The sequence below is a fragment of the Pantoea sp. JZ29 genome (genome assembly GCF_035190385.1).
GTDB classification, from domain to species: Bacteria; Pseudomonadota; Gammaproteobacteria; order Enterobacterales; family Enterobacteriaceae; genus Pantoea; species Pantoea stewartii.
This window is the reverse complement of record NZ_CP045241.1, coordinates 4,227,075-4,251,569: the sequence shown is the minus strand read 5'-3', so window position 1 is coordinate 4,251,569 and position 24,495 is coordinate 4,227,075. Positions and strand designations below refer to the sequence as shown.

Sequence of the window (24,495 nt, the reverse complement as noted above, 5' to 3'; positions counted from 1 at the left end):
CTGATGAGACTTAAGTCAGTGTGGTCAGGAATTCTGGTCTGTTTTATGGTGATGTTTTTTAGTGCTCAGGCGATGGCCAACGGGTGGGATACCTACAAAAGCCGCTTCCTGCAGTCAGACGGGCGCATTATTGATACGGGAAATAATAATGTCAGCCATACCGAAGGGCAGGGTTACGGCATGTTGCTGGCGGTCGCCTACGATGACCGCGCGGCTTTTGACCGGCTCTGGAAATGGACGCGCACCACGTTGCGAAATCCGCAAAACGATCTGTTCTACTGGCGCTATATTCCCGGAGCACAGGATCCGGTAGCGGATAAAAACAATGCTTCTGATGGCGATGTGTTAATTGCCTGGGCCTTACAGCGTGCGGCGCAAAAGTGGAACGTCGCAGATTACCAACAGGAATCAGACCGCATTCAGCGTGCCATTGTAAAACTGGATGTGGCGAATTTCGGCGGTTACACCGTGTTGATGCCCGGTGCGCAGGGTTTCAACAAAAACAGCTATGTGGTGCTGAACCCGTCTTATTTTCTGTTTGTTGCCTGGCAGGAGTTTGGCCAGCGCAGCCATCTACAGGTATGGAATAAGCTGATTGACGGTGGAATGGCCTTGCTGGGCAAAATGCATTTCGGCAACAGCGACCTGCCGCTGGACTGGGTAGCGCTGAATGCGGATGGTTCCGTTGCGCCAGCGGTGGGCTATTCAAACCGATTCAGTTATGACGCGATTCGCGTCCCGCTCAACATCTGGTGGTACGATCCGCAAAGCCTGGCGCTGGGCCCCTTTCAGCGCCTCTGGCAAGGTTATAGTCGCACGAATACGCCAGCCTGGTTTGATGTTCTGGCCAATACGGCGGCCCCTTATAATATGGACGGCGGCTTACTGGCGGTACGGGATTTGGTGCTGAACCAAACCGGCTACCTGAGCGACAAGCTGTCGCCCGGGCAGAACTACTTTTCTGCCAGTCTCCAGTTGCTGACCTGGACAGCCTGGCAGGAGAAGCACTAAGCGCCTGATGCCCGCTCTGCGGCATGCTGTTCCGGCATGCCGCTTTTCATGTGGTCACTGACGTGACCGCAATTCCGATTCGTCTGCTTCCGCCCCCTTAAGCCACAAATACATCTTGCGATAGGATATACTTGACGCGCTTTTCTTTTCTGATGTCTACGCTCGTCACGAGCCGGGAGTGAATTTTTGCGCGTAAGCCGATCGCTGACGATAAAACAGATGGCGACAGTCTCGCTGATTGCGACAGTGACCATCAGCATTTTTATCGTTATCCAACTGTTTCATTTTGTGCAACAGCGCAGAATCGACTACGCCCAGCAGATGGAGAATATCGCGCATACCGTGCGTCAGCCGCTGTCTGAAGCGGTGCTGAAAGCGGACATCCCTCAGGCTGAACGCATTCTTAATTCGTTAAAACCTGCCGGAATTTTGTCGCGTGCTGATGTGGTGCTGCCGAATGCGTTCCAGGCGCTGCATGCGAACTTCGAAAACGAGAAACCCGTTCCCAGACTGATCGCCAGGATCTTTGAACTGCCGGTGCAAATCACCTTACCGCTCTACTCTGTTGAGCATACCGGTTTACCGAAGCCGCTGGCTTATCTGGTACTGCAGGCGAATTCATTTCGTGTTTACCAGTTTATTCTGAGCACGTTCTCCACGATGATCATCACCTATTTGCTGCTGGCACTCATCCTGTCCGTTTCAATTAGCTGGTGTATAAACCGGTTGGTGGTGCATCCGCTGCGCCGTATCTCCCGTGAAATACAGGAACTGCCACCGCAGGCGATTCTGACCCACAAACTGTCTGTGCCAGCCGATCACCGTGACGATGAAATCGGTATGTTGATTCGCAGCTATAACCGCAACCAGCAGGTGCTTGAGTCCATTCATGATCAGATGAGTCGGTTAACAACGCATTTCGACGTCACCGATCTGCCGAATCGGGCGCTGTTTTTAGCTTTACTGGAACAGTTTATCCGCGCTCGTCGCCATGCTTTTAGTGTGATGGTGATACGCATCGAAACCCTGCAGGAAGCGAATGGTGTACTGAGTGATGAACAGCGCGATACGTTGATGCTGACGCTGGCCGAGAAAATTCGCAGCACCATTGATGATCAGACATTGCTGGCACAGACTGCTACCAGTGATTTTGTCTTACTGATGAAATCAGCCAGCAACCCCTTTCGCGCGATGCGACTGGCCCGCAATCTGATGATTCGCCTTAATCAGCCTGTCACTCTGCATCAGCTACAACTGCGACCCAATGCCAGTATCGGTCTGGCGTTAAGCGAAGAAGATGAAACGACGGGGGCTAATGAGATGCTGGATCGTGCGACCTCCGCAATGATGTCAGCCCGTCGTCAGGGCAAAAATCAGATCCTGTTTTTTGATGCCGCCCTCACCGAACGGGCGCAAAAGCGCTTAACTCAGGAACACGATATCTTACAGGGCTTGCACGACGAGCAGTTTGCCCTCTATTTGCAACCCCAGATTGATATGCGCACCGGCAGGCTGGCGGGTGCGGAGGCACTACTGCGTATGCGTCAGGCGGACGGCCGGTACGGATTACCCGAAGAGTTCATCGCCAGCGCGGAAGAAATCGGGGTGATTTCAGCGATTGGCCGCTGGGTATTTGAAGAAGCATGCCGCATTCTGGCTGGCTGGCAGCGCCATGGGGTGAGGGTCCCGCTGAGTATCAATATTTCTGCCGTTCAGTTACGCGATGTCAGCATTGTGAATCATCTGCAATCCTTGCTGGTGCGCCATTCAATTGCGCCAGGCACATTAGTGCTGGAGATTACCGAAACCGCGCAAATGGGCGATGCTGAGCAGGCTATTTCCCTGCTGCGGATGTTGCAAAAAACCGGCGTTGCCGTTGCACTGGATGACTTTGGGATGGGCTATTCCAATCTTAACTACCTGCATCAGTTTAAAGCCTTACCGGTTAACAAACTGAAAATGGATCGCAGCTTTGTTGCCGCGTTGCCTGAGGACGACACGATGGTGCGTATCGTGGCGGCCATTGCTGACATTATTGACCTGGATGTCATTGCTGAAGGGGTAGAAACCAGTGAACAGCGTGACTGGCTGCTGGCCCGCGGTATCACGATTGGTCAGGGCTATCTTTATTCTGAAGCCGTGCCGCTGGCGCAATTTACTCATCAATGGCTGGATAATGCCCTGGAGGAGGAATAACGACCTGATTCCTTGATTTTGCGAGAAATTTAGTTACAAAACCCCTTGCTGAAGCGTTTCAGTTCAGAATTACGCGCCTATCATTTCCCCTGACTTTGCAGCCCTGTATTAATCACGTAAACAGAGTGTTATTTTCTGTCCACTGCCTGACCTGCCAGCCCTGTCAGACAGTCACAATAAAAAATCCGACAACATTACCTCTCGTTAGTGGATACCTGTTTATGAAACTATTTAAAAGCCTTTATTTCCAGGTTCTGGTCGCCATCGCCATCGGCGTGCTTCTGGGCCATTTCTATCCTGATTTAGGGACGCAGATGAAGCCGCTAGGGGATGGCTTTGTTAAACTGATCAAGATGATCATCGCCCCCGTGATTTTCTGCACAGTCGTTACCGGTATTGCCGGAATGGAAAGCATGAAAGCCGTGGGTCGCACCGGTGCGGTTGCGCTGCTTTACTTTGAAATCGTCAGTACCCTTGCGCTGATTATCGGCCTGATCGTCGTTAACGTTGTGCAACCTGGCGCGGGAATGAACGTTGATCCTGCGACGCTGGATGCCAAAGCGGTTGCCATCTATGCGCAACAGGCTGAGCAGCAAGGCATTGTGGCCTTTTTACTGGATGTGATTCCGGGTAGCGTGATTGGCGCCTTCGCCAGTGGCAATATCCTGCAGGTATTACTGTTTGCCGTGCTGTTTGGCTTCGCATTGCATCGTCTGGGCAACACGGGCACATTGATTTTCAATGTGATCGAGAGCTTCTCAAAGGTCATTTTCGGCATTATCAATATGATTATGCGCCTGGCGCCTATCGGGGCCTTTGGTGCCATGGCCTTTACCATTGGTAAATATGGCGTAGGTTCACTGGTGCAGCTTGGCCAGCTCATTATCTGTTTCTATATTACCTGTGTGCTGTTTGTCGTCGTTGTGCTGGGGCTGATTGCCCGCCTCTTCGGTGGCTTTAGCATCTTCAAATTCATTGCCTACATTAAAGAAGAACTGCTGATTGTTCTGGGAACGTCCTCATCCGAATCGGCGCTGCCGCGTATGCTGGATAAGATGGAGCGGCTGGGTTGTAAGAAATCCGTGGTGGGACTGGTCATTCCCACAGGTTACTCCTTTAACCTGGACGGTACCTCTATCTACCTGACGATGGCGGCCGTTTTCATTGCTCAGGCAACAAATGCGCATATGGATATCTTCCATCAGGTTACCCTGCTGGTGGTATTACTGCTCTCTTCTAAAGGGGCGGCGGGCGTTACAGGCAGCGGCTTTATTGTTCTGGCTGCAACACTGTCGGCAGTGGGACATTTACCCGTTGCCGGCCTGGCGCTGATTTTGGGTATCGACCGCTTTATGTCAGAAGCCCGTGCGCTGACGAACCTGGTAGGTAATGGCGTAGCAACCGTTGTGGTCGCGAAATGGGTTGATCAACTGGATAAAAAACAGTTGGGTGAGACATTAGCGGGAAAAAATGGCGCAAAAGACCCGTCTGAATCCACGATTTAATCCTTGAATGTGATTTAATCCTCTCAAATGCCCGCTGTCACTTGCCCTGACAGCGGGCATTTGGATAATAACCCCACTTGTTTTTTTTCAACGTTTTTCACTTCGTTGCGTGACATCCCGGTCTTCCTGTGGTCAAACCTGTTGTTAATGATCGGCAGCGCGAATCGGCAATGACCGGTTCGCTTATAAACGCGGCTAAACGTGCCAGTGATAACGATTTTTTGAATTGTTTGAGTAGGGGTTCACATGCAGGGCACCAGAATTCGGCTTTTGGTTGGTGGACTAGTGCTGGCAGCGACCAGTTACGGTGCATCCGCTGAAACGCTGCAACCTGATCCAGCCTGGCAACAGGGAAAACTGGACAACGGATTTAGCTGGCAACTGTTGGCAACACCGCAACGGCCAAGCGACCGCATTGAATTGCGTATGGTGGTTAACACAGGCTCACTGGTAGAAAGTGCGCAGCAAACCGGTTTTAGCCACCTTTTGTCACGTCTGGCGCTGGTTCATAACACCGCACTGGATACAAATCAGCAGCGTGCTTTATGGCAGCAGGGCATCGATCCACAGCGCCCGTTACCGCCCGTCATCACATCGTATGATTACACGCAGTATAACTTAAGCTTACCCAATAACCGTCCAGACCTGTTAAAGGAAGCCCTGAACTGGCTGGCTGCGACGGCTGGCGATATGGCGATCACTAATCAGGTGGTGGACACCGCGTTATCTGCTTCCGATCCGGTTAAAACCTGGCCAACGGATACGCAGGATGTCTGGTGGCGCTACAGACTGAAAGGGTCCGCGCTATTAGCACACGATCCGGCAGAGAAACCGCGCGCGCCGGTGGATATCGCACAGCTAAAAAGCTTTTATCAGCAGTGGTACACGCCGGATGCCATCACTCTGTATGTGGTCGGCAATGTCGACAGCCGTAGTTTTTCTGAGCAGATCAATAAAGCGTTCTCCTCGCTGGAAGGCAAGCGCAGTTCGGCTGCGCCGGTGCCGACCTTGTCCCCGTTACCGCATGATCCAGTGAATCTGGTAAGCGGCAGTGGTGCGCAGGACCGCCTTTCTCTGGTGTGGGATACACCCTGGCAGCCTATCCGTGATTCACAAAACCTCCAGCGTTACTGGCGGGGCGACCTGGCGCGTGAGGCGCTGTTCTGGCACGTTCAACGTGCGTTGAGCAACAGCAAAGCGCAGGGCGTTCAGGTTGGCTTTGATTGCCGGGTGCTTTATCAACGCGCCCAGTGTTCCATTAATATGGACACGCGCAACGACAGCCTGGAACAGAATATGAATCTGGTGGCACGTGAGCTGGCCGCCGTACGCGATAACGGTTTGCCTCAGGAAGAGTTTGACGCGCTGATGGCTCAGAAGCTGCTGGAACTGAATAAGCTGTTTACCACCTATGCTCGCACTGATACGGACGTGCTGATCAGTCAGCGCCTGCGCTCGCAACGTAATTCTGTGGTGGATATCGCGCCGGAACAGTATCAAAAGTTGCGGCAGGATTTCCTGGCAGGTCTGACACGTGATCAGATGAATCAGGAATTACGGCAGCAGCTCAGTCAGGAACTCATGATGGTGCTGATTCAGCCGGAAGGCGAAACAGAAACCAATGTGAAAAGCCTTAAAGCTGACTGGGACAAACTGATGGGGGAACCTGCTCCGTCGGCAGCGCAGTCAGGCGGCACTGACGTCAGCCAGCCGGAGAGCAGCCCCGCAGGTGACGCTGCCCCACCGGCCTCCTGATTGATCAGGTTTTTGCCCTGAGCCATTCGGTCACCAGCATCGGCCAGCTGGCAAGGGGCAAATCCGCTACACCACGAATGCCGAAGCCGTGCCCGCCTTTCTGATAAAAATGCACTTCCACGGGGACGTTATGTTCCCGTAACGCGCTAAAAAATACCATGCTGTTATTCACTGGCACGTCATCATCATCGGCGGCATGAATCAGCAACGTAGGCGGCACCTGACTGTGAACCCGGGTCTCGAGTGAATAAGCATCAATAGTTTTTTGATCGGGCCAGGCACCTAATAAGCGTGTGCGTGATCCTTCATGGGCCAGACCATCGCGCATACTGATGACCGGATAAACCAGAACCATTGCATCCGGCCGAGGCGACAGGTTTTCTGCACTGTCCTGAACGGGATAAAGTTTTTCGCCGAAACGCGTACCCAGGCTCGCGGTGACGTGGCCGCCAGCAGAAAAGCCCATCATCACAATATATTTTCCGTTTAGCCCGCGCTGTGCCCGTTCACGTAGTACGCGCACGGCGCGCTGTGCGTCGGCCAGCGGTGCATCTGGTCCTTCGTGATGTCCATCATAGGGCAGGCGATAAGTCATTACCGCCAGGGTATAACCCATCGAAGTAAAGAACGTTGCCAGCGCACTGCCTTCACGATCAATCATGATGCGCTGGTAGCCGCCCCCTGGCGCAACCAGCAAGGTGATGCCATTGGATTCAACAGGATGCCAGATAGCCATTTCCGGGCAGCGTACACCGGTTGCTACGCGGTCGTAGGGTTCATACTCTTTTGCGGTATCCACAATCTGGGGCTGAGCACGAGAATCGCTGGCACCTGGCGCATCACCATTTGGCCAGATATTAATAATTTCTGTATTCATAGCAGTGTCCTGATGCGAGAAATGTTGTCGTTGTTTTGTTCGCGGCCGTGAGAACAGCATCCTGCTGTCGCTGTTTAAAAGATGGCCTGTTTTAATGTAATCGTCCAACCTAAAAGCGGTTTATACATGAGATTCGGACTATGCCTGGCGTTGAAGCTGCCTGGCTAACTTGATAATTTAAAAGGAATAAAAACGCATTAAGATTAGAAACCGTTAACAGATGAGGACCAGAGGCGACGGCGTTAAAACGGCTGAGCTGACTTAAGCTAAATGAACGGTTTTTCATGTTGTCCTGACGGAAATAGCAGGAATTTATTCCCCTGTGATGTTTCAGGAAACATAATGTCTGGATGCCGGACGGTACGATGCCATTGCGGCTCAATATATCGTCCCGCTTCATGGGGGCTTATTAATCGTCAGTGTATCCTGACCGTCAACTCTCCAGAAGGCGTTCAGGTGGCGTTTCAGTAACAGCCCTCCGGATCACGGAACTGTCCCCTTGAGTTACCTTCGTGAACAGTTTTGGCGGCTTTACTACGGTGTCCCACGGTTGTCTGCCAAGGCTGTTAGCGCATCGACGTCATTCTGCGCCTTTGCGTTGATGGCAAAAGCCATGCCATCGAAGCTCCCTTCAGCGAGCGCAGGCGGTACCGTATCGTTGAATATCCTTTGCCTGCGGATAACGTCTGGGCTTCGTACCGCGGTTTTTGAAAAACAGGATGGGGGGATTTGGCTCAATAATCTGCGTCTTACACCCACTCGCTTTGTAAAAGCCTGACGCTTTTTCCCTGTCGCGTATACCAGACAGAACAGATTAATGTGCTTCGTATCCACCCCCGTTTTCCTTCAGGCACAGACATGCTGCCTGTACCGGTGTCCCCGTTATGAGCGACTGGCAATCATTCCGGCATTGCCGAACGCGGAATGATCGCACCGCGGTACTGAATCACTGTGCTGGCGGTGAGATGACCGCGCCGTGCCGCTTCTTCTGTCGTCGCGCCGACAAGTCGCCTGGCCAGGTAGCCCGCACTGAATGAATCGCCGGCGGCCGTGGTATCGACAATCTTTTCTGTTGGCAGCGCGACGGAAGGCACCTCGGCCAATGGCTGGTCTTCAAACGCAATCAGGCACGATTCTGCCCCGCGTTTGATGACGACTTCCTTTACGCCCGCATCACGTGCGCGGGCAATGACGTCCTCAACAGACTGTTCGCCCCATAACTGGTGCTCGTCATCCAGCGTCAGGAACGCCATATCCGTGTTTTCGAGCATTGTCTGGTAAGCCTGGCGAGTAGTGACCTTATCTTTCCACAAGCGCGGGCGGTAATTATTATCAAATATCACTTTCCCCCCGTTTGCCCGACAGTCTGCGAGCAGTTGCATGAGCCGGGCGCGACTGTCGTCAGGCAGGATAGCCAGGCTGATTCCGCTCAGATAAAGATAGTCGTAATGTTTAAGCTGTTGGCAAATGTCGTCGGCACCCGGGCCATCAAGCCAGTAACGGGCTGCCGCATCACTGCGCCAGTACCAAAAGGAGCGTTCGCCCTGATCGTCGGTTTGGATCATGTACAAACCCGGCATTTTGTTTTCAAGGCGCTGGATCAGTGCAGTATTGACGTTTTCCGCCTGCCAGCGAGTCATCATCTCTGCGCTAAAGGGATCAATGCCCAGTGCGGTGACATAATCAACCCGTACATCCTGTTGACTGACCTGCCGGGCCAGATAAACCGCAGTATTCAGCGTGTCACCGCCAAAGCCGCGTTTGAGGTTCTCACCCTTCTCGGACAACTCAATCATGCACTCACCAATAATAGCGATCTTTATCTGCGTCATGGTTTCAGGCCTGTAGTAAAAGTTCGCTTCAGTCTCGCGTTTGTAAGGCCTGTCGTCAACTTTTTAAAACAGTGTTTTAATTTAATTTAGGGCGCTAAAACATGATAATTAACCCGATAACGCGCCCTGTTTCGGCGATTGTCGTGTCAAAACTCGCGTAGACTCGTGGCTCCTATGTGGCCAGATTTTCACTATGTATCGAAATACAAACGATAATTGCCGCTAAGCCGCCCAAATGAAGGCGCTTACTATCAACCAGGAAAAGACCATGGTTATGGAGAATATTAGTCAATGGCTACCTTCTTCAGTTGACATCACTCCCCAGCAGAAAAAGCGCCTCTTCTGGCGACAGTGTCAACGCCAGTATACCTTTCAGCCTATCTACAAAGTCTCTGGGCGGCTGTTGGCGATTGAGTTGCTGACGGCGGTCATGCATCCGTCTGAACCTGAAAAAAAACTCTCCCCGGAAGCGTATTTTGCTGAGCTGGAGATAGCAGAGCGCCTTGACGTTGTGCAGGAGCAGTTAACGTTGCTTAGCCAGTGGGAAGCTTTCTTTGCCGATAATGAGGTCATGGCATCAGTCAATATTGACGGCCCCTCTCTGTCATTAATACAACACCATCTGCCGATTCGCAGCCTTATCACCCGATTGCCCTGGGTGCGCTTTGAACTGACCGAGCACCACGTTTTGCCTCAGGAAGAGATGGTGGCGCAAATGCCGGAGTTGGGGCCGCTCTGGCTGGATGATTTCGGCTCAGGGATGGCAAATTTTTCTGCCCTGACGGAGCTGAAATACGACTACATCAAGTTGTCGCGCGAATTGTTTATTTTGTTGTGTGCATCGGGGGAAGGGCGAACACTCTTTCCTATGCTGTTGTCGCTGATTAACCGCTACTGTAACGGCGTTATTGTTGAAGGCGTGGAAACGCAGGATGAATGGGAGCAGGTAAAAGCCTCTCCGGCCATTGCGGCGCAGGGATATTTTTTCTCACGCCCCGCCCCTTTTTCGGAACTGGTGTACCTGCCTGTCCAGCTTGATTGATCCCTTCCGGCTCGCTCTCGACTATCTTTAACGGAGACCGTGAAAGAGCAGGGAGGATGCCTAATGTCACGCGCTGGAAAAATAGTCAGTTGGATAGCGGGAATTTTAGTCCTGGTGATCGTCGTCGTGGTCATTGTCATTGCCACATTCGACTGGAATCGCCTGAAGCCGACCATCAACAAAAAAGTCTCAGCAGAACTGAACCGACCTTTTGCCATTCGTGGTGATTTGGGTATCGCGTGGCAACGACAACGCGACGAACCGGGATGGCGCAGTTTTATCCCCTGGCCGCATCTGCATGCCGAAGACATCATGCTGGGCAATCCGCCTGATATTCCCGATGTCACCATGATTCATCTCCAGCGCGTCGACGCAACGCTTGCGCCGCTGGCACTGCTGCACAAACAAGTCTTTATCCCCTGGATAAAGCTACAGCAGCCGGATGCCCGGTTGATTCAAACCGCCGACAAGAAAAACAACTGGACGTTTACGCTCGCTGAGAGTGACAGCAAAGACGACAATGCGCCGCCTTCCGCCTGGTCATTTCGGCTGGACAATATTCTGTTCGATCAGGGAACCCTGCTTTATCGCGATGCGGTTAACAAGGCTGATGTCACTGTAAAACTCAATTCGCTTGGCAAACCTGTGCCTTTCGCGCAAATCGCGGGTGGAGACGACAGCCAAAAAGGGGCGGGCGACTTTGTTTTCGGCTGGCAGGCCGAAGGGCGCTATAACAATGAAAAACTCACGGGCCAGGGTAAGCTCGGCGGCATGTTATCACTGAGAAGCCAGACGACACCGTTCCCGGTGCAGGCGGATGTCCGTAACGGTACTACACGGGTACAGCTTTCTGGCGGTGTGCAGGATCCGTTAAATCTGGGCGGACTGGATGTGCGTTTGCGTTTTTCTGGCGACACGCTGGCGAATCTGTATGGCCTGACGGGCGTGTTATTACCGGATACGCCGCCCTATGAAACAGATGGTCGCCTTATTGCTAAATTCACTGGTAAAGATGGGTCTGTTTTCCGCTATCAGGCATTCAATGGGCACATTGGCGATAGCGATATTCATGGCTCCCTGACCTACAGCCAGGGCAAACCTCGCCCTAAACTGGTAGGGGAACTGCGATCTGACCAATTGCGTATGGCAGATTTGGGGCCGCTTATTGGCGTTGACTCCGGCAAAGGCAGTGAGAAAACGCAACAGGCTAAGGCAAAGCGCGGCGAAAAATCGACACAGCCTGCCGATCGTGTTTTGCCTCATGATCAATTCGATACGAAAAACTGGTCGGTGATGGATGCTGACGTGAAGTTCAGTGGCAAACGTATCGAACACAGTAATTCCTTGCCGTTAAGCGATCTTTACACGCATTTGCAGCTTGATAACGGTAATCTACTGCTCGATCCGCTGCGTTTTGGTATGGCCGGGGGCAACCTGAACAGCACTATTCGTTTAGAAGGCGATCGCTCTCCCATGCGAGGCCGCGCGGATATTCATGCGCGCAAACTTCGCCTGCGCCAGTTGTTTCCCAATGTACAGGCAATGCAAAACAGTCTGGGACAGCTTAACGGTGATGCCAGCTTGACGGGCACGGGCAATTCTGTGGCTGACCTGCTCGCAACCAGTAACGGCCAACTCAAGCTGCTAATGAACGACGGGCTGATTAGCCGCAATCTGATGGAGATTGCCGGATTAAATGTCGGTAACTATCTGGTTGGTAAGCTGTTCGGTGATGATGAGGTGCGCATCAACTGTGCGGCAACGGATCTGAAATTGCAAAACGGTCTGGCCACGCCAAACCTGTTTGTGTTCGATACGGAAAATGCGGTCATCAACGTGACGGGAAATGCGAATTTCGCCACTGAACGTCTGGACCTGTCTGTGAATCCAGAGAGTAAAGGCATTCGTATCGTGACCCTGCGCTCACCGCTGTACGTCCGTGGTACGTTTAAAAATCCGGATGCCGGTGTGAAGACCGGGCCACTACTGGCGCGTGGTGCGGCAGCCGTTGCCCTGGGTGCCGTGGTAGCACCGGCGGCGGCCTTACTGGCACTGATTTCCCCCAGCGATAATGATGAAAATCAGTGCAGCCGGGTATTGCAGCAGATGAAAAGCAAAAAATAATCAGTTGCGATAGAGCACTTTGATGATGTGGTAACCAAACGCGGTTTTCACCGGCCCAAAGGGTTGTAACAGTGGGCAGGTGAAGGCCGCTTTATCAAATGCAGCTACCATCTTTCCCCGCCGGAATTCACCCAGATCGCCGCCGTTTCGGCCTGAAGGGCAGATGGAGTGTTTTTTAGCAAGCTGCTGGAAATTCTCCCCTTTTTTCAACTTCTCCAGCAAGACTCTCGCCTCTGCCTCCTGTTTCACCAGAATATGTAAAGCCGCGGCAGTTTTCGCCATGATGGTGTCTCTGTTGTGTATAATTGCCCTCCATTATAAACCCGTCTTTTCAAATCGCAGAGACGTTAACGGCACCGCGTTCATGCCGTTGGCACGCGTGTGAGGCGAAGCGGGTATCTTTTTCCAACAGAGCGATTCCCTATGCGTTTAAACTCCAGCCAACAACGTGCCGTCGAATTTGTCACCGGTCCCTGTCTGGTGCTGGCGGGGGCTGGCTCGGGTAAAACCCGCGTTATCACCAATAAGATCGCACATCTGATTCGGGAGTGCGGTTACCAGGCGCGCCACATTGCGGCCGTGACGTTCACGAATAAAGCCTCACGTGAAATGAAAGAGCGCGTCGCGCAAACGCTGGGGCGTAAGGAGGCGCGCGGCCTGATGATCTCGACATTCCATACCCTGGGACTGGAGATTATTAAGCGCGAATATGCGGCGCTGGGAATGAAGTCTAACTTTTCCCTGTTCGACGACCAGGATCAACTGGCCCTGCTTAAAGACCTGACCAGCCAGTGGCTGGAAGAGGACAAGACCTTACTGCAGCAGTTGATTTCCACCCTTTCCAACTGGAAAAATGATTTGGTTGATCCGCCCAAGGCGGCGGCATTAGCCCGTTCGGAGCGCGATAACGTTTTCGCGCACTGCTATGCCCTGTATGATCAGCACCTTAAAGCCTGTAATGTGCTGGATTTTGACGACCTGATCTTGTTGCCGACCCTTCTGCTACAGCGTAATCAGGAAGTGCGCGAGCGCTGGCAGCAACGTATTCGCTATCTGCTGGTCGATGAATATCAGGATACCAATACCAGCCAGTACGAACTGGTTAAATTGCTGGTGGGTGCCAGAGCGCGTTTTACTGTCGTTGGCGATGACGATCAGTCGATCTATTCCTGGCGCGGAGCGCGTCCGCAAAATCTGGTCCTGCTGAATGAGGATTTCCCGACGCTGGAAGTGGTGAAGCTTGAGCAGAATTACCGATCTTCACAGCGTATCCTTAAAGCTGCCAATATCCTGATTGCCAACAATCCGCACGTGTTCGAGAAGCGCCTGTTTTCTGAACTGGGTATCGGTAGTGAACTGAAAGTGCTGAGCGCAAACAGTGAAGAACACGAAGCCGAGCGGGTAACGGGTGAACTGATTGCTCATCACTTTATCAATAAAACGCAGTATAAAGATTACGCCATTCTGTACCGGGGGAATCACCAGTCCCGGGTATTCGAAAAATTCTTGATGCAGAACCGTATCCCTTACCGGATTTCAGGTGGCACCTCCTTTTTCTCACGGCCAGAAATAAAAGATCTGTTAGCGTATTTACGCGTACTCACTAACCCCGACGATGACAGCGCCTTTTTACGGATTGTGAATACTCCCCGGCGTGAAATTGGCCCGGCGACGCTGCAAAAACTGGGTGAATGGGCCACTATCCGCAGTAAAAGTCTTTTTAACGCCAGCTTCGATGTGGGACTGGGGCAGACCCTGACCGGCCGCGGTCTTGAGCATCTGCAGCGCTTCACTCACTGGCTCAATGAGATTATCCAGCTCAGTGAGCGGGAACCCGTGAACGCTGTCCGTGATTTGATTCGCGGCATCGATTATGAAAGCTGGCTGTTTGAAACCTCCGGTAGCCCTAAAGCCGCTGAAATGCGCATGAAAAACGTCAATACGCTGTTTCAATGGATGACGGAAATGCTGGAAGGGAGCGATCTGGATGAGCCGATGACGCTGGCCCAGGTCGTCACGCGGTTTACGTTGCGCGACATGATGGAGCGCGGCGAAAGTGACGACGAGTCAGACCAGGTGCAGCTGATGACGTTGCATGCGTCTAAAGGGCTGGAATTCCCCTATGTTTTCCTGGTTGGCATGGAAGAAGGATTGCTCCCGCATCAGAGCAGTATTGATGAAAATAACGTTGAAGAAGAGCGCCGTCTGGCCTATGTCGGTATCACCCGTGCGCAGAAAGAGCTGACGTTCACCTTATGCCGTGAGCGCCGTCAGTACGGTGAACTGGTTCGCCCCGAGCCCAGCCGCTTTTTGCTGGAGCTGCCGCAGGATGATGTGGTGTGGGAAACCGAGCGTAAGGTGGTCAGTGCTGAAGAGCGAATGAAAACCGGCCAGAGTCGGGTGGCCGGATTACGGGCGATGCTGGAAAAGGCGAAAAAGGGTTAATGCGCCGATCGGGCGTAACCGCAAGTACTCAGGTCAGCGATAACTGCCAGTGTACATAGGACTGGTAATGACTTTCCTGTTCAAGCAGTTCCGCCCGAAGCGGATGTACATCCAGCCAGCCCGCCGGCAATGTGACATTCAGCGCTTCATCATCGGCCTGCATACGTACGGCAGGCAGGGTGTCATCGCGACGGCGACTGGAAAAGATAATCGACAGGCGCAGCAGGCGACACAGGCGCTCTGCCAGACGCGGCGGTACGGCATTTTGTTGGGTCAGTAACGCAAGATCGATGCTGCCGCTTTGGTTTTGCAGTAAGCAGGCGATCAGCTTTTTTTGCGCGGGCGTAAAACCCGGCAGATCAAGATGGCGAACCAGGTAGGCAGCATGCTGAGGTGCCTGACGAAAATCGACGCTCAGCCCGATTTCGTGGATAGCACAGGCGCTCAGCAGTAATTCCCGACAGCGCTGATCCAGTTTCCAGACCACGCTGACCTGGCGAAAAAAACTTTCAGCCAGCTGACGTACCCGATCGGCCTGGCACACATCGATGTTGAACCTGCGCTGAACATTTTGCAGAGTACGGCTGCGAATATCACGATCAACAGGTAAGTGCAGCATTCCGTACACCAGCCCTTCGCGCAGTGCACCACCGGCCAGCGTCATGCTGTCGATATTGAGTTCCTGAAAAATGGCGATCAGGATTGAGAGCCCACTGGGGAACACAAGCGCACGTTCCAGCGTCAGTCCTTCGATTTCAAGCTCTTCCAGCTTGCCACATTGAATAGCGCGCTGCTTTAACTGCTGGAGTTTGCTCAGGGTGATGCGCTCATCCATGCCCTGTGCCACCATGATTTCCTGTAACGCCTGCACGGTGCCGGATGCACCGACGCAAACCTGCCAGCTCTGTTTGCGCAGTTCTGCCGAAATGGGCTGCAGCATGGCTTTGGCGGCCTGTTCTGCCTGGTCAAAATTTTCCTGCGCCAGGTGACGATCGCCAAAGAAGCGTTCCAGCCAGGTGACACAGCCCATCTGCAAACTAAACAGCACGCTGGCATGGGAGCCGTCACCGGTGGCTAACTCGGTACTGCCGCCGCCGATATCGACAACCAGACGTTGATCGGAGCCGCCGGTGGTGTGCGCCACGCCTTGATAAATCAGACGGGCTTCTTCTTCACCGCTAATCACATTGACGGCGCAGCCCAGAATCTGTTGAGCCTTATTCAGAAAGACCTGTGCATTTGCTGCAATACGCAGCGTAGCCGTCGCCACCACCCGAATCTGGTCAGGCGGAATATCCTGAAGTTGTTCCGAGAAAAGCCGCAAACATTGCCAGCCCCGCGCCATCGCTTCAGCTGACAAATGATTGGCGCTGTCCAGGCCAGCAGCCAGGCGCACCTTGCGTTTGATTTTGGCGATAGTCTGAATACTGCCAGACACTTCGCTGACTACCAGCATGTGGAAGCTGTTAGATCCTAAATCAATCGCAGCATAGAGTGTCGATGCGCTTAGCATGGTGAACTTAACCCGAACGTTTACGGTTGTTATGACGTGGAGCACCGCGACGACTGGCGTTATTTCCGCCACGACGCTGACCGTTGCCTGTACGATTACGCGTCAGACGTTTCGGCGGCGGGAGTTCACTTAACAGCGCATCGCTGTTGTATTTGCTCACCGGAATACTGTGACCAATGTACTCTTCAATACCCGGCAGATTTAACGCGTACTCTTCGCATGCCAGGCTGATTGAGTGGCCGCTTGCCCCTGCGCGTCCTGTACGGCCAATGCGATGAACGTAGTCCTCGCGGTCATCAGGCAGATCGTAGTTAAAGACATGTGTCACTGCGGGAATATGCAGGCCACGTGCCGCAACATCGGTCGCTACCAGGATATCGATGTCACCTTTGGTAAAGTCATCCAGAATGCGTAAACGCTTCTTCTGAGCCACATCGCCGGTCAGCAAGCCGACACGGTGACCGTCCGCAGCCAGATGGCCCCAGATATCTTCACAGCGATGTTTCGTATTGGCGAAAATAATCGCGCGATCGGGCCATTCTTCTTCCACCAGCGTTTGCAGCAAACGCATTTTCTCTTCGTTGGAAGGATAGAAAAGCTCTTCTTTAATGCGGTGGCCCGTTTTTTGTTCCGGCTCGACTTCAACGTATTCGGCGCTGTTCATGTGCTCAAAGGCCAGTTCACGCACGCGATACGAGAGCGTGGCCGAAAACAGCATGCTCAGGCGTTGAGTTGCGGGTGGCATGCGGCGGAACAACCAGCGAATATCTTTAATAAAGCCGAGATCGAACATGCGATCGGCTTCGTCCAGCACCATGACCTGTATGGCGCTGAGGTTGACGTGATTCTGCTTCGCATAATCAATTAAGCGACCCGTGGTGCCGACCAGAATATCGACACCGTTTTCCAGAACTTTTAACTGCTTGTCATAGCCGTCGCCACCGTAAGCCAGGCCTAGTTTCAGGCCGGTCGATGCCGCCAGCGGTTCTGCATCCGCATGAATTTGCACGGCAAGTTCACGCGTAGGTGCCAGAATTAACGCGCGTGGTTGGTTAACCTGGCGTCCCTCTGGTGCAGGGTGAGAAAGAAGATGATGAAACGTTGACGTTAAAAACGCCATCGTTTTGCCGGTACCGGTTTGCGCCTGACCTGCGACATCACGCCCTGAAAGCGTAAATGGCAGTGCTAACGCCTGAATAGGCGTGCAGTTATGAAACCCTTTTTTATCAAGGGCTTCCACTACCTGTGGGTGCAGGGCGAAGTCGGAAAACTTCTGTTCAGTTAAGTGTGTTTTGCTCATAGTGTGGTAGAATATCAGCTTACTATCGCTTTACGAAAGCGTATCCGATGAAATAAAGTCAACCAACATTGGTTTATATTACGCCAATTCGCCAGGCATAATCTTGTGGAGTAAAACATGAGCAGCGATAAAATCGTTCATCTGACCGATGACAGTTTCGACACCGACGTGCTGAAAGCCGACGGCGTTATACTGGTAGATTTCTGGGCTGAATGGTGTGGTCCTTGTAAAATGATCGCCCCAATCCTTGATGAAGTTGCAGAAGAGTATGATGGCAAGCTGACCATCGCTAAGCTGAATATTGACGATAACCCAGGTACCGCACCGAAATACGGCATTCGTGGCATCCCGACGCTGCTGCTGTTTAAAAACGGTGAAGTCGCTGCAACGAAAGTGGGCGCATTGTCCAAAGGTCAATTAAAAGAGTTCCTGAACGCCAACCTGGCGTAAGCGGGCTGAACGTTCGGCAGTGGTTAAATTTTTTCCTCCTGCTGGACGTTCGCTTTTAAGCGTGCTAACTTATTTTCACTGCACTATGATCATACCTTGTAGTTAGCATTCAAAGTTTTCCCTTGTTAAACCCTGTCGCACTGTACCTACCAGCGGTTTAGCAATCTAACGACTAGCTCTACTCTGACTTAAATCGACCGACTCCTCGCTTCCAGTCATCATTCAAGACAACGATCGTTGAGAAGAGTTGAAAAGTCATTAACAGAACAGGCATGGATTAACTGCCATACCATTCACGACAAACATTTCGAGTATTACCCCGAGTTTAAGAACCCATCACTATGAATCTTACCGAATTAAAAAATACGCCGGTTTCTGAGCTGATTACCCTCGGCGAGAATATGGGGCTGGAAAACCAGGCTCGTATGCGCAAGCAGGACATTATTTTCTCAATCCTGAAGCAGCACGCGAAAAGCGGCGAGGACATCTTCGGTGATGGTGTGCTGGAGATATTGCAGGATGGATTTGGATTCCTCCGCTCTGGAGACAGCTCCTACCTCGCCGGTCCTGATGACATCTACGTTTCTCCCAGCCAAATTCGCCGCTTTAACCTCCGCACTGGTGACACCATCGCCGGCAAAATTCGCCCACCAAAAGAAGGTGAACGCTATTTTGCGCTGCTGAAAGTTAATGAAGTCAACTACGACAAGCCTGAAAACTCGCGCAACAAAATTCTGTTTGAAAACCTTACGCCGCTGCACGCTAACAGCCGTCTGCGTATGGAGCGCGGTAATGGATCAACCGAAGACTTAACGGCGCGCGTACTGGACCTGGCGTCGCCCATTGGCCGCGGTCAGCGTGGCCTGATTGTTGCTCCGCCAAAAGCCGGTAAAACCATGCTGCTGCAAAACATCGCACAGAGCATTGCCTATAACCATCCTGACTGCGTGCTGATGGTGTTGCTGATCGATGAGCGTCCGGAAGAAGTGACAGAGATGCAACGCCTGGTCAAAGGCGAAGTGATTGCCTCAACCTTCGATGAGCCGGCTTCGCGTCACGTTCAGGTTGCAGAGATGGTGATCGAAAAGGCTAAGCGCCTGGTTGAGCATAAAAAAGACGTCATCATTCTTCTCGACTCCATTACGCGTCTGGCCCGTGCCTATAACACCGTGGTGCCGGCCTCCGGTAAAGTGCTGACAGGTGGTGTGGATGCTAACGCCCTGCATCGTCCTAAGCGTTTCTTTGGTGCGGCGCGTAACGTGGAAGAGGGCGGCAGCCTGACCATTATCGCGACTGCGCTGGTGGATACCGGTTCGAAAATGGACGAAGTGATTTACGAAGAGTTTAAAGGCACCGGTAACATGGAGCTTCATCTCTCACGTAAGATTGCGGAAAAACGCGTCTTCCCGGCCATTGATTACAACCGTTCCGGTACACGTAAAGAAGAGCTGTTAACCTCTCAGGAAGAACTGCAGAAAATGTGGATCCTGCGTAAAATTATTCACCCAATGGGCGAAATCGACGCGATGGAGTTCCTGATCAACAAGTTGGCCATGACCAAAACCAACGATGAATTCTTCGATATGATGAAGCGTTCCTGATTCTTTTAAGCGTCATCTGAACAGGATGACGTTTTTTTACTTTAAAAGATCATAAAATAGCTCTGACGCCACGTTCTGACGTGGCGTTTTTCATTTACGGGCTATAGGATTGTGGTCTGGCAGGCGTAATAATAATGACGGTGGAAGTGGTGGACGGTTGACCGTTCGTACACCGCTTAATGCCGAATTCGGAATCTGGGACGGTAATATGCGCCTTCTTTCGCGTATTGTGTGTATCCAGGATGATAGCTGAGAGCGTTTAACGTGAATTTACTCACTATGAGTACTGAGCTTGGTTTAGTTTTTGTCTTTTCCCTGGCGTTTCTTTTCCTTGCTCGTAAAGCAGCCAAAAAGGTAGGGCTGGTTGACTCACCCAACTCGCGTAAACGCCACCATGGCGATATCCCCTTAGTCGGTGGTATTTCTGTTTTTGCAGGCATTACGTTTGCCTTTGCCATTACGAACTATTATCTGCCCCATGCCACGCTCTATTTAAGTTGCTCGGCAATCTTAGTCATTGTCGGCGCACTCGACGACCGGTTTGACATCAGCGTTAAAATACGTGCGGTGATACAAGCTGCGGTGGCCATTGTGATGATGGCGGGCGCAAAACTTTATCTACTGAGTCTGGGTTTTATCATCGGTCCGGTGGAGTTGATCGTCGGGCCGTTCGGCTATGTGTTGACCCTTTTTGCCGTCTGGGCAGCGATTAATGCTTTCAATATGGTGGACGGTATTGATGGTCTGCTGGGGGGGCTTTCCTCCGTCACCTTTGGTGCAATGGGAATTATTCTCTTACTGGACGGACAGTACAGCCTGGCGATGTGGTGTTTTGCAATGATTGTCGCCATTCTCCCGTATATCATTCTCAATCTTGGTTTGCTGGGAAGACGCTATAAAGTTTTTATGGGTGATGCCGGCAGTACGATGATTGGCTTCACCATCATCTGGATTTTGCTGGAAACCACTCAGGGATTAAGTCATCCCATTTCACCGGTCACTGCATTATGGTTAATCGCCATTCCATTAATGGATATGGTTGCCATCATGTATCGTCGTCTGCGTAAAGGCATGAGTCCTTTTTCAGCTGACCGTCAGCATATCCACCATCTGTTAATGCGTGCGGGGTTTACCTCACGTCAGGCATTCGTGCTGATTACGCTTGCTGCGGCCTTGCTCGCAGGTATTGGCGTATTAGGCGAATACCTCGCCTTTGTACCTGAATGGGTAATGTTGGTTCTTTTTCTGCTGGCGTTTATGGCTTACGGCTATTGCCTCAAGCACTCCTGGCGCATAGCAAGACGAATCCGGCGTTTTAAGCGTCGTATGAATGTCCCTGCTGATACTGACAAATAAAAGACTTAAAAAGGATGACGCTGTGATGCCTGCAAACGTTGTGGAGAACGAACTGGATATTCGCGGCCTGTGCTGCCGCTTGTGGCGCGGAAAGCACTGGATAGTCGGTTGCGCAGTGCTGTTTGCAGTGGCAGCCTGGCTGGCGACGCTACTGATGAAACAGGTATGGAGCACAACAGCGATTACAGGACGTCCAACGGTGAATATGCTGGGCTCGTACTATTCACAGCAGCAGTTTCTCAATAACCTGGATGTACGCAATGACGCCGTGACGTTAACCAGCGCGTCTCCCAACGTGATGGATGAGGTTTATCATGAGTTTCTGGTGCAGCTTTCCTCCTGGGATACTCGTCGCGAGTTCTGGCTGCAAACCGACTATTACAAAAGCCGGAAAAGCGGCAATGCGCACAATGATGCGGTCCTGTTAGATGAGCTAATTGATAACATCCAGTTTACGCCAGCGGATACCGCGCGTAACACGTTCGACAGCGTCAAACTGAAAGCGGAAACGGCGAGCGATGCCAACAACCTGTTGCGTCAGTACATTGCCTATGCCAGTGAGCGCGCAGCACGTCATCTCAACGCGGAGCTAAAAGGTGCGTGGCAGGCACGAGATGCGCAACTTCAGGCACAGGTCAGGCGTCAGGAAGCTGTGGCGAATGCCGTCTTCCAGCGTCGCATTCATCGTCTGGAACAGGCGCTGAAGGTGGCCAGCCAAAAAGGAATTACTGAAAAACAGACGAATGAAGTCAGTGAGAGTCTTGCTGACAGCGATCTGTTTTTAATCGGTCAGCCGCTATTGCAGGGGCAACTCGACACCCTGCGTGCGACGGGACCGAGCTTTGATATAAGCTACGATCAAAATAAAGCGATGCTGACGACACTGGATGCAGGACCTGCGTTAACCAATAAATTTCAGACCTACCGTTATTTACGTACACCGGAAGAGCCGGTGTCACGTGACAGCCCACGCCGGGTATTTATGATGGTGATGTGGGGCGCGGTAGGGGCACTGGTTGGCGCCGGTGTGGCACTGGCACGTCGTCGGCGACCCATGTCAGATACACAAGATTGAGAGAAACAGTGTGAAAGTTCTGACAGTTTTTGGCACCCGACCTGAAGCCATTAAGATGGCACCACTCGTTCAGGCCCTGGCACAGGATCCAGCTTTTGAATCACGGCTGTGCGTAACCGCACAGCACCGTGAAATGCTCGATCAGGTGCTGAGCTTATTTCAGCTTCAGCCTGACTACGACCTCAATATTATGCGGCCTGAACAAGGATTAACGGAAATAACCTGCCGTATCCTGCAAGGCATGCACACCGTCCTTCTCGATTTCAAACCCGACATTGTTCTGGTTCACGGTGACACCACAACCACGCTGGCGGCCAGTCTGGCTGCGTTCTATCAACAAATACCTGTCGGCCATGTTGAAGCGGGTTTAAGGACAGGCGATCTGGCATCGCCGTGGCCTGAAGAGGGCAATCGTAAACTGACAGGCCATCTGGCACGGCTGCATTTCACGCCAACCTCCCGTTCCCGACAGAACCTGCTGGATGAAAATCTGCCCGATGACAGCATTGTGATTACCGGCAATACGGTGATTGATGCCCTGCTGTGGGTGCGCGATCGGGTACTGGATGATAACGCCATTAATGCGCAACTGGCTGCACGTTATCCGTTTCTGGATGAAAACAAAAAGCTGGTACTGGTAACGGGCCATCGGCGGGAAAGTTTTGGCGAGGGGTTTGAGCGTATTTGTAGCGCTTTAGCCGAAATTGCGCGTCAGCACCCTGAGGCGCAGATCGTTTATCCTGTGCATCTCAACCCGAATGTCCATGAGCCCGTTAACCGCATTCTGCGCGACATCAAGAACATTGTACTGATTGAGCCGCAGGAGTATCTGCCGTTTGTCTGGCTCATGAATCGTGCCTGGCTCATTCTCACCGATTCTGGCGGAATTCAGGAAGAAGCGCCTTCACTGGGTAAACCCGTTTTGGTGATGCGTGAAACCACGGAACGGCCAGAGGCGGTTGACGCGGGAACGGTAAAACTGGTGGGAACGGATACGGCGAAGATTGTTGCCGAAGTCAGCGCATTACTGAATGACGACGAGGCCTGGCAGACCATGAGCCGCGCCCATAATCCCTATGGGGATGGCAATGCCTGCGGGCGAATCTTACAAGCCTTAAAAGATAACAGAGCCAACTTATGAGTTTTGAAACCATTTCCGTCATTGGACTGGGTTACATTGGGCTGCCTACCGCAGCCGTTTTTGCCTCAAAGGGAAAAAAAGTGGTGGGCGTTGATATCAATGCCCGGGCTGTTGACACCATCAACCGCGGTGCCATTCATATCGTCGAACCCGATCTGGAACAGGTGGTGCAGGCAGCCGTTGCGCGTGGCGATTTACGTGCCACCACGCAACCGGAAGCGGCGGATGCCTTTTTGATTGCCGTCCCTACGCCCTTCCAGGCCGATCGCCAGCCCGACTTACGTTTTGTGCAGGCGGCCGCAATATCCATCGCACCGGTTTTGAAAAAAGGCGATCTGGTGATTCTGGAGTCGACGTCTCCGGTAGGCAGTACCGAGCAGATGGCGGAGTGGCTGGCTGCCGAGCGGCCTGATTTACGTTTCCCCCAGCAGGGCGATGAACCGGACGTTTTTATTGCTTACTGCCCTGAGCGTGTTTTGCCCGGCCAGATCATGGTCGAGCTGATTAAAAACGATCGTGTTATTGGCGGCATGACGCCAGCCTGTTCTGCCCGTGCCAGCGCGTTATATCGTATTTTTCTCCAGGGCGAGTGCGTGGAAACTCATGCCCGTACCGCCGAAATGTGCAAGCTGACCGAAAACAGCTTCCGGGACGTAAACATTGCGTTTGCCAATGAGCTGTCCCTGATCTGTGCTGAGCAGCAGATTAATGTCTGGGAGCTTATTGCGCTGGCAAACCGTCATCCTCGTGTGAATATTTTGCAACCCGGTCCCGGCGTAGGCGGACACTGCATTGCCGTCGACCCCTGGTTTATCGTGGCGCAGAACCCTGACTTAGCGCGACTGATCCGTACCGCCCGCGAAGTGAATGATGCCAAGCCACACTGGGTACTGGAGCAGGTAAAAAAAGCACTGGCAGACTGTCTGACGCAAACCGATAAGCGCGCCAGCGATCTGACGATTGCCTGTTTTGGCCTGGCGTTTAAGCCAAATATTGATGACCTGCGTGAAAGCCCGGCGATGGAAGTCGCCCATTTGATTGCAGACTGGCATCAGGGCCGTACCTGGGTGACTGAACCGCATATTGAGCAGATTCCCGAACGTCTGGAAGCGCAGGCCACGCTGGTGTCAACAGAGCAGGCGCTGCAACAGGCCGATATTCTGGTGATGCTGGTCGATCATCAGGCGTTCCGCGCCATTGATGCGGCGCACGTGACCCAGCAATGGGTCGTTGATACGAAAGGTGTCTGGCGCTGAAAACAGACGCTGATTA

At 52.5% G+C, this 24,495-nt stretch carries 18 protein-coding genes; 13 read left to right on the top strand and 5 right to left on the bottom strand.

The window, feature by feature from the left end; translation table 11 throughout:
- Positions 1-3 precede the first annotated feature (3 nt).
- From GC090_RS19690 to GC090_RS19675, 4 genes are all read left to right on the top strand, one after another.
- Entirely contained in the window at positions 4-1,011 is a 1,008-nt protein-coding gene (locus GC090_RS19690; protein WP_033737323.1) for a family 8 glycosyl hydrolase, read from the top strand.
- 186 nt (positions 1,012-1,197) lie between these two features.
- Complete coding sequence (hmsP, locus tag GC090_RS19685) at positions 1,198-3,207, top strand: biofilm formation regulator HmsP (protein ID WP_263757234.1); 2,010 nt, start codon at positions 1,198-1,200, stop codon at positions 3,205-3,207.
- A gap of 215 nt (positions 3,208-3,422) precedes the next feature.
- On the top strand, positions 3,423-4,712 hold the full coding sequence (locus GC090_RS19680) for a dicarboxylate/amino acid:cation symporter (protein ID WP_172677667.1): 1,290 nt from the start codon (positions 3,423-3,425) through the stop codon (positions 4,710-4,712).
- 246 nt (positions 4,713-4,958) lie between these two features.
- The gene (locus tag GC090_RS19675) at positions 4,959-6,467 is read left to right on the top strand and encodes a M16 family metallopeptidase (RefSeq protein ID WP_033737328.1); all 1,509 of its coding nucleotides are present in this window, start codon (positions 4,959-4,961) and stop codon (positions 6,465-6,467) included.
- Positions 6,468-6,471: 4 nt separating this feature from the next.
- On the opposite strand, the gene GC090_RS19670 is transcribed toward GC090_RS19675, so the two are convergent.
- On the bottom strand, positions 6,472-7,344 hold the full coding sequence (locus tag GC090_RS19670; RefSeq protein WP_006121422.1) for an alpha/beta hydrolase: 873 nt from the start codon (positions 7,342-7,344) through the stop codon (positions 6,472-6,474).
- Between the two features lie 899 nt (positions 7,345-8,243).
- Positions 8,244-9,176, bottom strand: a complete 933-nt coding sequence (locus GC090_RS19665; protein ID WP_039339208.1) for a 2-dehydro-3-deoxygluconokinase — start codon at positions 9,174-9,176, stop codon at positions 8,244-8,246.
- Positions 9,177-9,444: 268 nt separating this feature from the next.
- Between GC090_RS19665 and pdeH the strand changes: the two genes are divergently transcribed.
- Both pdeH and GC090_RS19655 read left to right on the top strand, forming a co-directional pair.
- Positions 9,445-10,218, top strand: coding sequence for a cyclic-guanylate-specific phosphodiesterase (gene pdeH / locus GC090_RS19660; RefSeq protein WP_172913517.1), 774 nt, complete (start codon positions 9,445-9,447; stop codon positions 10,216-10,218).
- Between the two features lie 63 nt (positions 10,219-10,281).
- Positions 10,282-12,342, top strand: coding sequence for an AsmA family protein (locus GC090_RS19655; protein WP_039339211.1), 2,061 nt, complete (start codon positions 10,282-10,284; stop codon positions 12,340-12,342).
- Here GC090_RS19655 and ppiC read toward each other — a convergent pair whose 3' ends face one another.
- Positions 12,343-12,624, bottom strand: coding sequence for a peptidylprolyl isomerase PpiC (gene ppiC, locus GC090_RS19650; protein WP_039339212.1), 282 nt, complete (start codon positions 12,622-12,624; stop codon positions 12,343-12,345).
- A 141-nt stretch (positions 12,625-12,765) separates the two neighbouring features.
- On the opposite strand from ppiC, the gene rep reads away from it, so the two are divergent.
- Entirely contained in the window at positions 12,766-14,787 is a 2,022-nt protein-coding gene (gene rep, locus GC090_RS19645) for a DNA helicase Rep (RefSeq protein ID WP_033737343.1), read from the top strand.
- A gap of 28 nt (positions 14,788-14,815) precedes the next feature.
- On the opposite strand, the gene gppA is transcribed toward rep, so the two are convergent.
- Together gppA and rhlB are read right to left on the bottom strand one after the other, a co-directional pair.
- Entirely contained in the window at positions 14,816-16,300 is a 1,485-nt protein-coding gene (gene gppA / locus GC090_RS19640) for a guanosine-5'-triphosphate,3'-diphosphate diphosphatase (RefSeq protein WP_324020653.1), read from the bottom strand.
- Between the two features lie 7 nt (positions 16,301-16,307).
- The gene (rhlB, locus tag GC090_RS19635) at positions 16,308-17,600 is read right to left on the bottom strand and encodes an ATP-dependent RNA helicase RhlB (RefSeq protein WP_033737345.1); all 1,293 of its coding nucleotides are present in this window, start codon (positions 17,598-17,600) and stop codon (positions 16,308-16,310) included.
- A 117-nt stretch (positions 17,601-17,717) separates the two neighbouring features.
- On the opposite strand from rhlB, the gene trxA reads away from it, so the two are divergent.
- The 6 genes from trxA to wecC all read left to right on the top strand — a co-directional run bounded on the left by trxA (position 17,718) and on the right by wecC (position 24,479).
- Entirely contained in the window at positions 17,718-18,050 is a 333-nt protein-coding gene (trxA, locus tag GC090_RS19630; protein WP_006121430.1) for a thioredoxin TrxA, read from the top strand.
- 341 nt (positions 18,051-18,391) lie between these two features.
- Positions 18,392-19,651: a transcription termination factor Rho gene (rho, locus tag GC090_RS19625; protein WP_006121431.1), complete on the top strand. Its 1,260-nt coding sequence runs from the start codon at positions 18,392-18,394 to the stop codon at positions 19,649-19,651.
- Positions 19,652-19,930: 279 nt separating this feature from the next.
- Positions 19,931-21,007, top strand: a complete 1,077-nt coding sequence (gene wecA / locus GC090_RS19620; protein ID WP_039339214.1) for a UDP-N-acetylglucosamine--undecaprenyl-phosphate N-acetylglucosaminephosphotransferase — start codon at positions 19,931-19,933, stop codon at positions 21,005-21,007.
- Positions 21,008-21,032: 25 nt separating this feature from the next.
- On the top strand, positions 21,033-22,082 hold the full coding sequence (gene wzzE, locus GC090_RS19615; RefSeq protein ID WP_033737408.1) for an ECA polysaccharide chain length modulation protein: 1,050 nt from the start codon (positions 21,033-21,035) through the stop codon (positions 22,080-22,082).
- 10 nt (positions 22,083-22,092) lie between these two features.
- A complete protein-coding gene (gene wecB, locus GC090_RS19610) occupies positions 22,093-23,223 on the top strand; it encodes a non-hydrolyzing UDP-N-acetylglucosamine 2-epimerase (protein ID WP_110268649.1) in 1,131 nt (376 codons plus the stop codon).
- Positions 23,220-24,479, top strand: a complete 1,260-nt coding sequence (wecC, locus tag GC090_RS19605; RefSeq protein WP_054634728.1) for a UDP-N-acetyl-D-mannosamine dehydrogenase — start codon at positions 23,220-23,222, stop codon at positions 24,477-24,479. Before wecB ends, wecC begins: the two co-directional genes overlap by 4 nt.
- Positions 24,480-24,495: the final 16 nt, after the last annotated feature.

What these genes read in the sequence shown, in the direction of transcription:
- GC090_RS19690 (WP_033737323.1), top strand. Translation starts at nt 4, where the DNA reads ATGAGACTTAAGTCAGTGTGGTCAGGAATTCTGGTCTGTTTTATGGTG.
- GC090_RS19675 (WP_033737328.1), top strand. Translation starts at nt 4,959, where the DNA reads ATGCAGGGCACCAGAATTCGGCTTTTGGTTGGTGGACTAGTGCTGGCA.
- GC090_RS19670 (WP_006121422.1), bottom strand. Translation starts at nt 7,344, where the DNA reads ATGAATACAGAAATTATTAATATCTGGCCAAATGGTGATGCGCCAGGT.
- GC090_RS19665 (WP_039339208.1), bottom strand. Translation starts at nt 9,176, where the DNA reads ATGACGCAGATAAAGATCGCTATTATTGGTGAGTGCATGATTGAGTTG.
- pdeH (WP_172913517.1), top strand. Translation starts at nt 9,445, where the DNA reads ATGGTTATGGAGAATATTAGTCAATGGCTACCTTCTTCAGTTGACATC.
- GC090_RS19655 (WP_039339211.1), top strand. Translation starts at nt 10,282, where the DNA reads ATGTCACGCGCTGGAAAAATAGTCAGTTGGATAGCGGGAATTTTAGTC.
- ppiC (WP_039339212.1), bottom strand. Translation starts at nt 12,624, where the DNA reads ATGGCGAAAACTGCCGCGGCTTTACATATTCTGGTGAAACAGGAGGCA.
- rep (WP_033737343.1), top strand. Translation starts at nt 12,766, where the DNA reads ATGCGTTTAAACTCCAGCCAACAACGTGCCGTCGAATTTGTCACCGGT.
- gppA (WP_324020653.1), bottom strand. Translation starts at nt 16,300, where the DNA reads ATGCTAAGCGCATCGACACTCTATGCTGCGATTGATTTAGGATCTAAC.
- rhlB (WP_033737345.1), bottom strand. Translation starts at nt 17,600, where the DNA reads ATGAGCAAAACACACTTAACTGAACAGAAGTTTTCCGACTTCGCCCTG.
- trxA (WP_006121430.1), top strand. Translation starts at nt 17,718, where the DNA reads ATGAGCAGCGATAAAATCGTTCATCTGACCGATGACAGTTTCGACACC.
- rho (WP_006121431.1), top strand. Translation starts at nt 18,392, where the DNA reads ATGAATCTTACCGAATTAAAAAATACGCCGGTTTCTGAGCTGATTACC.
- wecA (WP_039339214.1), top strand. Translation starts at nt 19,931, where the DNA reads ATGAGTACTGAGCTTGGTTTAGTTTTTGTCTTTTCCCTGGCGTTTCTT.
- wzzE (WP_033737408.1), top strand. Translation starts at nt 21,033, where the DNA reads ATGCCTGCAAACGTTGTGGAGAACGAACTGGATATTCGCGGCCTGTGC.
- wecC (WP_054634728.1), top strand. Translation starts at nt 23,220, where the DNA reads ATGAGTTTTGAAACCATTTCCGTCATTGGACTGGGTTACATTGGGCTG.